This is a genomic window from Pricia antarctica (genome assembly GCF_900101815.1).
Lineage (GTDB): Bacteria > Bacteroidota > Bacteroidia > Flavobacteriales > Flavobacteriaceae > Pricia > Pricia antarctica.
In genome coordinates this window covers 201206-213665 of record NZ_FNAO01000006.1, presented here as the reverse complement: position 1 = coordinate 213665, position 12460 = coordinate 201206, and the positions used below count along the sequence as shown (strand labels likewise).

The following is a 12460-nucleotide window of genomic DNA, read 5'->3' as shown; positions in this document are numbered from 1 at the left end:
ATTTGGATTTAGAAATTATTTGGATGTAATCATTTTTAAAACCAACTCCCCACCTTCGGTTATTTGCGAATGCAAAAGGGCTGATCCTTCAATTTTTTCACCGTTCAAGGTACTATTTTTTATTTGAATAGTGTCTTCACTATTGTTGATAGTTTTAATGCTAAAAGTTTTGCCCGGATAAAAATTTTGATCGAGTCTGATTTTCACGGAATCAAAAATAGGGCTTCCGATTTGATACTGCGGGTTTTCTTCCGTACCCCCGTTCATTTGAAAAAGACCGATTTTCAACAACACGGCCAGACTTCCCATAAGTCCCTGATCTTCGTCCCCGTTATACCCTGTGGATGGCGAAAGACCGCTGAAAACTTTCTCCGTGACTTTTCGAGACCAATATTGGGTCAGCTCGGGGCGGTTTAGCTGATTGAAGATAAATGCGGTCTGAATGGAGGGTTGATTACCATAATTAATGGGAATACGGCTGTATTCGGGATGCAGTTCCTGAGAATGGGAGCTTCCGGACGTAAATCCCAGTTTTTTGGCAGTTTCGAACTGGAGGTTCAACTTTTCAACCGCTTTTTTGCTTCCGCCCATCAATTCTACCAAACCCTCCAGGTCATGGGGTACGAACCAAGTGGCCTGGGCCCCGTTCGATTCGATAAAACCATGTTCATGTTGGTAAGGGTCGTAGTCTTCCTTCCACTGGCCATCGACATTCTTGGGCCGCATCCAGCCTGTGGAAACATCGAACACATTTTTGTAGTTTTTGGAACGTGACAGAAAATAGTCGTAATCCTCCACATGTCCTAATTTATCAGCCAGCTGCGCCAGCGTCCAGTCTTGATAAGCATACTCCAAAGTAAGGCTGGCACCGTCTTGATGGCCTCCAAATTTACCTTCGGGAATGGGATAGGGTACATACCCATCCTCCAAATAATATTTTAATCCCCCGCCCAATGAGGTATTGTGTTCATACCCTGCTTTGGCCATGATTCCGTTGACCATATGATTTTTCTTCAAGGCTTGATATACAGATTCCAGATCTTCGGTCAATATGCCCTTTTGGATGGCACTAACAATAAAGGGAGTTGAAGAGGCCCCGGTCATCACATACGTATAATTACCCCCGGAAGGACCACGGGGAACCAATCCGCCATCTTTTTGATATTGCAAAAGGGATAAGGCGAAGTCTTGCATAATATTCGGGTAGACCAATCCCCATAGGGTGTTTAAGGTCCATTGCGCTCCCCAAAAGGAGTCGGAATTGTAGTGGGCGAACTTCGGATTTCCATTTTCATCAAGCGGCAGCTGTCCGATTCGAAATTTCTCATCCGTATTGTCAGGGTAGGATCCGTTAAAATCGCTAATAGTTCTTCTTCCCTGAAGGGCATGCCAGAGATCCGTATAAAATCGACGCTGCGCCGTTTCTGTACCCCCTTCAATTTGTATTCTACCCAAGAGATCGTTCCATTCTTTTTTGGAATCGGCCACCGTTTTTTCGAAATCCCAATGCTTCAGTTCGGAATCCAAATTAGTAGTGGCGTTTTCTAAGGAGGTATAAGAAATGGCCACTTTCATTAGTATATTCTTTATGCCCGAATCAGTGTAGACCAAATAATTTCCTGTTCCCTCATCTTGACGGACCGAATCGATATCGACATTCAACTTGATTTTAAAATACAATTTGAAGGGTTTCGGGCGGCGGTGCGTGGGTTCCATAGCTAGGGAACCGGATAAGCTTCTATTTCCCGTCTTTTCCATCATGCCATTTGCATTCGCACTGGGGCCTAGCATCGTGTTCAGATTAAATAGGATGGCAGGACGGCCACTATCTGGAAAAGAATATCTGTGCAGTCCTACCCGCTTGGTACTAGTTAGTTCGGCTCTTATACCGTATCGTTCCAGTTCGACCGAATGGTACCCAGGAAACACTTGTTCGGTATTATGGGAAAATTTGGAGTAAAAATCGGTGAAAACGGCTTCCGTATTCTCATCGGAAACAACAACCGGCATTACCGAAAGTCCGGAAATCTGCCAACCATGTACATGACTGAAGCCCTTAACGGTATCCGTTTTGTAGCGATAGCCGCTGCCCCAAGCACCGTCTATTTCGGTATCGGGACTCAAATTGACCATCCCAAAAGGGCGGCTGGCCGAGGAAAAGAAAAACCAGCGGGAATTTTCGGTGTCGAGCAGGGGGTATACAAGGTCGACAGGGTCGGATGCTGGGTCGGAGGCTGGGAAATCTTTGGGCTTTTGGGCCTCGCAAAATCCAACAGAAAAAAGGGCAATACATAAGTATACCCAGCTATAATGAGGTCCTTTTTTAGGATAAGAATTTTTCTGCTTGAGCACCAAAATGTTGATGATTTTCTAAAAGAGTCCTTTTCCGATAGAAGAGTCATATATAAATCGTACGCCCTCGATACCATTCTTTGTGGTAATCGTGACAACTCCATTCCCTCCCCTAGAACCATAAATGGCAGTGGCGGACCCACCTTTCAAAATAGTCATGGATTGAATATCATCGGGGTTTAACATGTTGATAGTTTCGAAGATTGCACCATCTACAACGTATAAAGGCTTTGAAAGATTACGACTTACATCATACACTTCGCCATCGCCCTCTAAATTAGTAGTAGTGATTACGCTATTATTTCTTGTTATATTAATGGTAAGAGAGTCTCTGTTTTTGTATTCAAAGCCTTTTCTATCGACATCGGAAATCGGTGTTTCCGTTTCGCTTAAATTGGTTGAGGAAATTTCGTTCTGTGACCAAGCCATGGTTCCACAGGCTAAAATCATAAGAAATAATAGAAATCGTTGCTGTTTCATTTTTCAGAAGTGTGGGTCTATACTCAAAAATAACTTAAAAAATCCAATTTGTCGCAGACTCAACGAACAACAATTTTTCAAAACATGTTATAATTATTTATTTGAGAAGATTTTTTAATACCTCTACCATTTTATCCGTCCTTTCCCGAACCTCCTCTTCCGACCATTTTAATTTTATCAGGCACGAAATAGCCCGCCCCACCCAATGGTCGGATCTGGAAAAATCGGAAGTCAAATAATCCGGAAGTCTGTCGTATACCTCTTGTGGCAATTTCCCAAGGGATGTTTTATGGATAAGATGTTCCCATTTCCGATAATAATGCCAATTGTTATCGTACCAATAAAAACAAGCGTCAACGCCAGCCTGCCCCAATGCGGTATGTGCCTTTTTAGCGATATCGGCATCCGGCAGGAAATAAGTCAGGAAGGCATAGCTCCCCACTCCGCCTTCTGGCACGCGCCTAAAGGTGACTCCTTCGATGTCTTCCAAAGCTTTACGCAAAACGGAATAGTTCTTTTTTTGAAGGGCCAGAAATTCATCCAAACGCGCTAGTTGGGCAAGGCCGACTGCTGCGTTCAATTCGGATATTCGATAGTTATATCCTAAAAAGGGATGGCTTTCCGCTCCACGGTCCTCTCCTATATGGTCATGGCCGTGATCGGAATAATGATCGGCGTTGGCTTTGTAATTTTCGTTGTTCGTTATGATTGCACCGCCTTCTCCGCAAGTAATTGTCTTCACATAATCAAAGGAAAAACAGCCTAAATCGCCGTAGCTGCCAAGGGGTTTGCCCTCGAAGGTGCCGCCAATAGCTTGGCAGGCATCCTCCAATAATAGTAAACCATGTGTTTCGCAAATGGACTTCAAGGCTTTCAAATCGGCCATAGAACCGCACATGTGAACGGGCATCACGATTTTGGTTTTGGTAGTAATTGCCTTTTCTACCGCTTCCGGGTCCAAGGTCATGGTATCATCGACATCCACCAAGATCGGCACAGCCCCAATCGCCAAGATGGACTCAAAACTGGCCACAAAGGTAAAGGTGGGCATAATGACCTCATCCCCTGCCCCAATGCCTGCGCTGACTAAAGCGACCGTCAGAGCAGAGGTGCCACTACTGACTAGCTGTGCATGCTTCACCTTCATACGTTTCTCCAAAGCCCTTTCCAGTTCTATGGCCTTCCAGTGGCCGTTGCGCATACCGTCGAAACCGTAGCGCATGAGAACGCCGGAATCCAATACGTCTTGTACTTGTGCTCTTTCTTTATCTCCAAAAAGTTCGAATCCGGGCATTCAGTGGGGTTTTTATGTTTGTTATTTATGGTCATTTGGTAAAACTCAAATTCAAATATCAAACCCAGGAAAAAAATTGAAAAAACCGAGTTTGACCTATGCACTTGTACTTGTTGATTATCTGATTTCGATCACACTATCCTCTAAATCTTTACGTACTTTCTTGAATTCGGAAAACATATCGTCATTGGCCCTATACCCTACGGGCAAAACCAAAACGGACGTCAGGCCTTTGCTTTTGAGTTGTAAAACGGTATCGTAGCCCTCTGGATCGAAACCTTCCATCGGACAGGAATCGATTTTTTCCATGGCGCAAATGGTAAGTAGGTTTCCTAAAGCCAAATAGGCTTGATTTTTGGCCCATTGCCGGATTTCTAAAATATCTTTTTTTGAAAAATCATCGACCATAGCGTCCTTAAAGGAATCAAGAATGGTATCGCTGGTGCCCCTGATTTTTTTTACCTGTTTGAAATAGTTGGTAATATAATCCTTACTGATGATTTTTTGGATACAGATAACGAGAACGTGCGATGCTTGCGCGACCTGTTGTTGTTGGTAGGAATGCGCCACCAATTCGTCTTGAAGTGCCTTATTCTGCAGCACTATCAGCGTAATGGGTTGCAGCCCATAGGAGGTTGCCGTAAGATTGAACGCTTTTTTCAAGCCTTCAATTTTTTTTTCGGAAAGGGTTCTTTCCGCATCGAATTTTTTAACGGCGTACCTCCATTCGAGATTTTTTATGGTTTTTGTCATAAAACTTTAAAATTCCATTATCAACCTACAAAAGTAAAATAATTACGGCGCTTAATCGACCATTACAGCAGGTTGTATAAAGTTAAGCCCAAATTATCATATTGGTCAATGCTGCGGGCCTTTCTATCTTTGACTAAGATCTGGAATTTGTAATAAAAAACTTATTAATTTCTCATTTTTTACCCTACATTTGTCCGTAATTAAGAATTTATAAGTGAGATGCAATTTATTGTCGGCATTTTTTAGATTTTTGTGTGTGAACCAATTTATACCTTTTATGTGCGGCCGAATACTTTTGATTGTTGGGCCCAAGAAAAGTTATTTGTATTCTGCTGGGCAAAATCACGGCGGTCAAAAATGACAAATTTTGGCTACCAAATGTGATATTTCCCAATTAAAGAACAAATTGAAATCGTTCGCAGTATTTGTTTGTAAAATCGATTCGAACTTCTATTTCCCCTGCCTATGAAATTCAAGTTGACCGCTATTCAACTTACCGTTTTCTCCTTGATACTCTTTCTTATCACGAATATTTTTATTTGGACATCGATTCAAACAAGGGTATCCCACCAAAAACAAAATCTTTTTGAGTTAGAACAGGAAAAGGCGAACAACACGCTTAATCAGGCCGAAACTCGTTTGCTCGCACTCTATACTATCACCAAAAGAAAAACGCTTTTCTTGGCGAATCTGCGCGAGCTTGATTCCCTCAATAACGTCCCCACGTCCTTTACGGCACAGCAGTTGGCAGCGTTTTTAAGGGTTCACCTCAACTACTATCAGGCCGTTCTGTTAGACTCCACCGGAACGGAGCTGGTCAACGCCATACGGATTGAAGGTTCAGTAATACTTGAAGATGCGGACAAACTTCAATATAAGGGCGATCGAAATTATATTAAAGAAGCCCTTCGATTAAAGAAGGGTGATGTTGCGCTCTCGTTAACGGATATCAAGTACGGGGAGAATAAAATCGGAAATCGCTCTCGCCCTACCATGCGTTTTTTTACACCCGTTTTCGATTCTGAAAGAAAAACAGAACTTCTAGGCCTTAATCTAGATCCTGAAAGTTGGTTCAATATTTTTGAGGATATCGAATTTGGGCTAATTAGTTCCCAACATGAAATTTATTTTGGGGCAGAGAACAACTTTGATAAAAAAAACAGAACAAATCTAGACGAAAAAGATGAGTATGGATATCCCTTATTTTTTTCAAAGAAAATCAATCTAGAAAATAATTTAAAGTGGACTTTATACACCAAACAGGATAATATCGCACTTGATGCAAAATTTGAAAAATTCAGGAATCAGGCATATAAGACCGGAGCGGCCCTATCGATAGGGATATTGTTCTTTCTGCTGGTGGTACAAATACTCCATATAAAAAACAGGAACATTTCAAGATTAAACCGATCTATAGAAAATCGGTTGCAGGAAAGGGATACCCTTATCAAGGAAATACACCATAGGGTCAAAAACAATCTTCAGGTCGTGGCCAGTCTTTTGAGCTTACAATCTAGCTTCATCAAGGATGAAAAAACCAAGATGTTGTTCCGGTATAGCCAGTACCGGATAAATTCCATGGGCATCGTGCATGAAATGCTCTATAAGAGCGATGACCTCAACCGGATCGACTATGGCGCCTATATCCGGGAACTCGTCAATACTTTGATTCAATCGATGAAAGGTGACCAAAGTAATATCAGACTTGAAACAGAGGTCGAGAATATCCGCTTAAATATCGATACCTCAATCCCCTTGGGCCTTTTGATAAATGAAATCATAACTAATTCCTTAAAATACGGATTTTCCGATTCCGAAGAAGGCACGATTACCGTAAAAATGAATAAGTTAAGTACCTTTAGTTATTCGCTTAGAATTGGCGACAATGGTTCCGGGATTCCTAAAGATATCAATTTCAGAAATACCAAGTCCCTTGGTCTTAAGTTGATACATAAATTAGCCCTACAGTTGCGTGGAAATGTAGAAATGGATAATTCAAAAATTGGTACTAACTACATCATCACATTTCAAGAAATTGAACAAACTTCATAGCCTATGCCAAAGAAAATTTTAATTGTAGAGGATAATTTTATCATACAAATGTTCTTAGAAGAAATTTTATCGGGAATCGGGCATGAAGTTCTCGATTCGACCGACAATGGCGATGATGCCATTGCACTGATCAAAGAGCATTCCCCCGATGTGATTTTGCTTGATATTGGACTTTCCGGAGGTTGGAACGGCATCGAATTGGCCGGCATTATCAACGAAAAACACCATATTCCCTTTGTATTTCTAACAGGAAATTCAGATTACGCGACCCTGGAAAATGCCAAAAGCGAAGGCCCTCTGCATATCATCAACAAGCCCATTGATGAGGACAAGTTAAAAGCGGAGTTCGAAATCATTGTTAAAAAACTGGATAGCCTAAAAATCATTTGATAGACATCATATCGATTGTATTATCCCCATTGGCAAGAAATCATAGCTATTGCCGCTAATTACACATAAAAAAAGGCCGCTTTTTCAAACGGCCTCTTTGCTACAGGGGAAAAAATGATGTACAACTGAAGAGGATTTCTACTTTGAAACCTATCGAAATTTAGTCAGCACCACCGACGGACCGCTTAAAATGCTCGACTGCGGTCGATCAGACCTGTCACTAGGCGGCCTTTTCCACATAGTCTAACTGCTGTAACTTCAACAGGGCCTCCGATTTGGAATTCACATCCAACTTCAAATAAATATTCTGCACGTGAAAGTTGACCGCGCTGGCGGTTACGAACAGTTTTTCGGCGATGGATTTGTAGGTCGCGCCCTGGCAAAGCAAGTCGATGACCTGATTTTCCCTTTCCGAAAAAATATCGCGTGATTTTCGCTGAAAAGTGGCAATGAACAGACTGATTATGTCGTTGCTCATGGTCGCGCCTTCATTTTTAATGGAATCCAGCGCGTTGTAAAGCTTCCGCTCGCTTATGGGTTTTGACAGGTAGCCGTTGGCATTATTCTTGAACGCTTTTTTAACAAGATCGAAATCGTTCCGACCGCTCAACATGATGATCTTCACCTTGCCATCCTTTTTTCTGAAACGCTCAATGCATTCGATACCACATTCCCCGTTAAGGGATTCTTCGATAAAAACGATATCGGGAGATTGGGTGTCATACGCCATTAGCGCCTCTTCTACGGAAGTGTAAACGTCGGCCAGTGAATATTCTAAAAACATGTCAAAATACTGGCGATACGTGTTGTGAAGTGAACGGTCGTTATCGATAACGATACTCTTTAAGGTGTTAATACTCATGGTAGTGGGATTTTTTTGGATATAGTCGCGAACCCTATTGAGACTCTGGGCTATATCGGTTAGATTTAGGGTGAATTGTAATTATTATTCCATCGAAATACGTGAAATCATAGTCGATCAAGGCATAGGAACTTACGGTCTCATCAATCAGGTTAATCGAGAGAAAGCTAGGTTGACGTGGCAAAATATCTGGTTAAAAACCTTGTAAAGAGATAGGTATACTACAGGGTTTTAGCTCAATATTTCAACGGAAAACCATCCGTATGCACTTTAAATCAAAAAGATTTTACACAATGCAGGTTACATTGTCAAGCAACACGATTTCGATTGTGATTTTGGAATAGGATAAAAACTTCCTCATTGAAGTGAATGGGAAGAGGATGTGAACTCATTTCGGAATTCTTTTCTTTTCTGTAACGGGGTAGATGTAGGTAGAATTTCATGGTGTGGGATTTGGGTTTCTACTAAGGTTAAATTTCTATATAATTGTTTATAATACCATTGAATTAGAAATCAAACTTAGTGAAATTCATAAACCACCTATGAATTTTAGATAGATTTTCGTTCAAATACAGTAGTTTGCCAAAATTTTGCGTCGTACATCCGATTTTTTGGATATAATAAATTCGCCTTTTTGTAGAAACAAAAAAAACAGCGGGGCCTCCCCCGCTGTAAATTTACCTGATTTCTCTTTTCGAAAAACAAGGTCCCACTAACCATATTGTAATATTGTAATTCTATTGATCTTCGTAAAAGTTATCGACAATCGCTGAGGCATTATCTACTTGCATGATCCACTTTTCAGCATTGTACTGTCCGTTCATATTCGATACATAAGCAGTCTTGGCATCCGATTTATAATTGTAATCGGCCAAATAAACATAATGCAATCCGTTTTCTTTGTTGTAAAAATAGCCGGCGTCCAAACCTTTTTGCTTTAGGTCGCCCATAAAGGCATCCAAATATTTTCTGCTTTTGAATACATTAGCGATTACGTAGTATCCGGATTTAACACCTACCAAATCGGACTGCTTCATTGTTTTAAACGGAAGTTTGACACCATCTTTCATATCACCGGAATCTACATTTTGGGTTACTGCCGGTTTTGAAATAAACTCTCCCAATACTTTATGTACCGGCTCAAATTTTACGGTTCGGGTATAAGCCTCGTCGGTTTCAGCTAAAAGAGCATCCTTCTTCTCGGGTGTAGCTATCGCAGTTTTGATCATATCCGAAGTAGTATCCTTCTTACTGATTATGCCGGATGGTGTATCGTTCGACGCTACCGCTGTCTTAAACGCCCCTTTACCCTGCTGTTCGGGCAATTGCATGCTACGCTTTAAGGAATCCTTTATAACGCCTACCAAAGATTGTAAACGCAAATCGAAAGCGGCGGTGCGTGCGGCATCGATAGAATCTTGTCTGAGAATAAGCTCGTCCAAGATCAAACGGTTCTCATAGGCGAGGGCATTGGCATCCGCGTCGTTCATATTCGCCATGGCCTCCATAACCTCACGATCGGCGACTTCGGTTACAGCCTCCTTTTTGGAATTGGCCGCCTTATTTTTCTCCACTTCCTCTTTAAGAGCTAATATCTGTTCTTCATAGTTACGTACGATACGGTCGACCTTCTCATCCTCTGAACCCTCTGCAAAAAGACCTTTGGCGTTGTGTTCCCTATCCAAAGTATAGGCTAAGGTAACTTCATGGTTCCAGCCCAAATCGGCTTCTTTGTTCACTACATCCCGCTCCAATAGGTATCCCAAAGACATTTTTTTGCTCAGGTTGAAACCAAGGCCTAGAGAAAGTCCGTATTCTTGGTCAAAATTGGTTTGAAACCATCCATAATCCGGCAGATCGAGCAGCATAGAGCCTGCATAATTGACGCTACCGTCTTCGTTCTGGCCGACCTGTACGAGCGGCATTAGACGGGCATTGGCCAAAAGGCCCCTGTTCTGCATAAATTCATAGGTATACTGTACCGAGGCTTTTACACTTTTGGCGCTCAAGTCGGTCACGAATTCGTTCGTGGTCTGGTTATATTTGAAAAGGTCTGTGGCGTAAACTCCGAAATCGAATTGGCCCATTGAGAGCGTAATGCCCGGCTTAATGGCAATTTGGCTTTCCTTTTTGGACTCTTCGAGTTTGTTGTCAACATCGGCAACGATGACCCGGTTTTTGTCAAGACCTTTGGTGAAATATGTAATGTTGGTACCGAATGTCAGTTTATTTTTTTCGCCCAAGCGTACTGCCGTAGCGTAATTGGCATTAAAGCCGAATTCTTGAACAACGCCGGACCATTGGCTGTAGACACTGATGCCCAGGGCGGTTCGATCGTTCAATTTGTTGCTAAATCCTAAGAAATAGTTCTGATCGTTATCTTCGAAGGTCGCGTATTGGTTTCTGTGGAGTATATTGATGTAGGATTTGTTCTCGCGGACCAATGAAAAGGTAGGGTTGATCAGATATCGGTTGAAGAACAATTGGTTTTGATAGGTGCTCTTGGTGCCCAAACTCGGGGCCTGTTCTTGACCGAAGCTGCTTTGCAGGCCTAGTACGGCGCAAAACAAGAGGAGCATTCCTATTTTATTTTGTATGTTATTAGAGATTTTCATGGCAATAGAATTATGGTTAATCTGTGGGGTAGTATTTGGGATTTTACTGTGGGATGATGGATCGACTTGGGGAAACTTTTTGTCAAGTTTTTCTTCCGGTCGACCCAATGCATCCGCTACACAGTTTTATACTGACCGGGCCTTAAGGTATCGGCTGGCGATCGGTAGGGTCAAGTTCGATCATTCGTCCTCGAAAAGAGAACTGGTATAATCGATCTGGGAATTGTTCATGGCTTCCATAATATCATAGTCGCCTTGTCCGTTTCCATTATCGTTGTAAGAGAACGCCACTTTTTGCACATCCGTCTTGTTGTTTCCTCGATTCGACATTACATATCCCGTACCGTTTTTAGAAGCTAGGGACACCGCAAATTCATCGCCGTCACTGTTGATTTCGTCGCCAAGATTGATGGCCAAGCTAACATTGGCGCGTCCCACCTGGGCCATGTAGACATCGAGTCCACCTTTACCCCTATGGCCTTCAGATGCAAAAGACAGGGTGTTGCCTTCTATTATATTAGGATACAGGTCGTTTTTCTTGGTGTTGACCTTTCTGCCCAAGTTTTTGGCGACACCCAAGCTACCATCCACTTCTACGGTAGATACATAGATATCAAACTCTCCAAAGGTACCGGGCATATTAGAGGCGAAGAACAACCGCTTACCATCTTCGGACAAGGCCGGATGCATTACGGACGCATATTTTGGGGCCACGGCGACTTCACGTACATTTTTCCACTGTCCGTTTTTCTTTTCCGCCCGATATATCCTATGTACCAGTTCTTTTTTGGAAAAAGCCCCGTACTCAGGCTTTACATATTTCGGTTTACTGAAATAGGCGACGTTGCCATCAGGCGTCAAGGCAATCGGCGCCTTGTACCTATTCTCCATTTCAGATCTATCGTTTTCCAATAGTTCAACATCGGCGTCCGAAAGCAATTGATCTTCCACAAACTGTATATCATAACCTCTGTTGAAATCGAGATTCCGGTATTTGCCTGTGCTATTATCGGTACTGGCCATTTTGTTGCCGTTCACCTGATAGTCCGTTTGAATCATCGCCATCCAATCTTGAGTATTCGTTGTAGTTGACGAATTATCGGCCAGCATTTGTTGTTTGGCGTGCAGGTATCTTTTATTGTAGCTGGCACTTAAGGTATTGTGCTTGCTGCTTTCTTGTAGTTTTTCGTACCAGAATAAAGCCGTTTCATAATCTTTATTGAGGAAATTGGCATTGCCAAGGTCTTCATAAATAGCTTTGTCATCGTAGCCCAAATTTTTCAGGGTACGGTAATTGTCCATTCTTTTTTCGGTTTGGCCGTTTGCATCCTGATTACTATTCTTATGGATATCCTGTGCGGATACCGAATAGCTCAGACAGGTAAAAACAGAGCCGAAAATCACGGAGGTCAGGGGGTATTTCATGATTTCATCGATTAAGGGGTTAATAACTTCGACAAAGTTCAAAAAACATTCCCGTTGCGTTCTTAGTAAAAATTCATAGGTTTTTGGTTTTATGGGATGGGTTTTGTTAAAAAGGCAGGGGTTTTGGCAGAGGATTATCGGCAGAAAAACGCCTGAATCTCGCATGTTTATTGACATTTACAAGGATGGTCTACGTGTTCGGGATACCTTCAAGTAAAAAATTGGGTATTTCAAAGA

The 12460-nt window shown here is 42.1% G+C and carries 9 protein-coding genes; 2 read left to right on the top strand and 7 right to left on the bottom strand.

Annotation, left to right across the window (positions count from 1 at the left end; translation table 11 throughout):
• Window positions 1-15 precede the first annotated feature (15 nt).
• From BLT07_RS12970 to BLT07_RS12955, 4 genes are all read right to left on the bottom strand, one after another.
• Complete coding sequence (locus tag BLT07_RS12970) at window positions 16-2352, bottom strand: GH92 family glycosyl hydrolase (protein ID WP_245726542.1); 2337 nt, start codon at window positions 2350-2352, stop codon at window positions 16-18.
• Between the two features lie 18 nt (window positions 2353-2370).
• Window positions 2371-2832, bottom strand: coding sequence for a TonB-dependent receptor plug domain-containing protein (locus tag BLT07_RS12965; RefSeq protein ID WP_091869330.1), 462 nt, complete (start codon window positions 2830-2832; stop codon window positions 2371-2373).
• A 97-nt stretch (window positions 2833-2929) separates the two neighbouring features.
• Window positions 2930-4126, bottom strand: coding sequence for a DegT/DnrJ/EryC1/StrS family aminotransferase (locus BLT07_RS12960; protein ID WP_091869328.1), 1197 nt, complete (start codon window positions 4124-4126; stop codon window positions 2930-2932).
• Between the two features lie 117 nt (window positions 4127-4243).
• On the bottom strand, window positions 4244-4879 hold the full coding sequence (locus BLT07_RS12955) for an NAD(P)H-dependent oxidoreductase (protein ID WP_091869326.1): 636 nt from the start codon (window positions 4877-4879) through the stop codon (window positions 4244-4246).
• A 465-nt stretch (window positions 4880-5344) separates the two neighbouring features.
• On the opposite strand from BLT07_RS12955, the gene BLT07_RS12950 reads away from it, so the two are divergent.
• Complete coding sequence (locus BLT07_RS12950; RefSeq protein WP_091869324.1) at window positions 5345-6931, top strand: sensor histidine kinase; 1587 nt, start codon at window positions 5345-5347, stop codon at window positions 6929-6931.
• A 3-nt stretch (window positions 6932-6934) separates the two neighbouring features.
• Window positions 6935-7321 carry a response regulator gene (locus tag BLT07_RS12945; RefSeq protein ID WP_091869322.1) on the top strand — a complete coding sequence of 129 codons (387 nt, stop codon included), beginning with the start codon at window positions 6935-6937 and terminating at the stop codon, window positions 7319-7321.
• Window positions 7322-7541: 220 nt separating this feature from the next.
• On the opposite strand, the gene BLT07_RS12940 is transcribed toward BLT07_RS12945, so the two are convergent.
• The 3 genes from BLT07_RS12940 to BLT07_RS12930 form a co-directional block, all read right to left on the bottom strand.
• Window positions 7542-8183, bottom strand: coding sequence for a response regulator transcription factor (locus BLT07_RS12940; RefSeq protein WP_091869320.1), 642 nt, complete (start codon window positions 8181-8183; stop codon window positions 7542-7544).
• A gap of 737 nt (window positions 8184-8920) precedes the next feature.
• A complete protein-coding gene (locus BLT07_RS12935) occupies window positions 8921-10762 on the bottom strand; it encodes a PorP/SprF family type IX secretion system membrane protein (protein ID WP_245726541.1) in 1842 nt (613 codons plus the stop codon).
• 216 nt (window positions 10763-10978) lie between these two features.
• Entirely contained in the window at window positions 10979-12223 is a 1245-nt protein-coding gene (locus BLT07_RS12930) for a PD40 domain-containing protein (RefSeq protein WP_091869898.1), read from the bottom strand.
• Between the last annotated feature and the right edge of the window lie 237 nt (window positions 12224-12460).

Bases quoted from the DNA above. Each gene is read 5' to 3' on its own strand.
- BLT07_RS12965 (WP_091869330.1), bottom strand. From the start codon at position 2,832: ATGAAACAGCAACGATTTCTATTATTTCTTATGATTTTAGCCTGTGGA.
- BLT07_RS12960 (WP_091869328.1), bottom strand. From the start codon at position 4,126: ATGCCCGGATTCGAACTTTTTGGAGATAAAGAAAGAGCACAAGTACAA.
- BLT07_RS12955 (WP_091869326.1), bottom strand. From the start codon at position 4,879: ATGACAAAAACCATAAAAAATCTCGAATGGAGGTACGCCGTTAAAAAA.
- BLT07_RS12950 (WP_091869324.1), top strand. From the start codon at position 5,345: ATGAAATTCAAGTTGACCGCTATTCAACTTACCGTTTTCTCCTTGATA.
- BLT07_RS12945 (WP_091869322.1), top strand. From the start codon at position 6,935: ATGCCAAAGAAAATTTTAATTGTAGAGGATAATTTTATCATACAAATG.
- BLT07_RS12940 (WP_091869320.1), bottom strand. From the start codon at position 8,183: ATGAGTATTAACACCTTAAAGAGTATCGTTATCGATAACGACCGTTCA.
- BLT07_RS12935 (WP_245726541.1), bottom strand. From the start codon at position 10,762: ATGCTCCTCTTGTTTTGCGCCGTACTAGGCCTGCAAAGCAGCTTCGGT.
- BLT07_RS12930 (WP_091869898.1), bottom strand. From the start codon at position 12,223: ATGAAATACCCCCTGACCTCCGTGATTTTCGGCTCTGTTTTTACCTGT.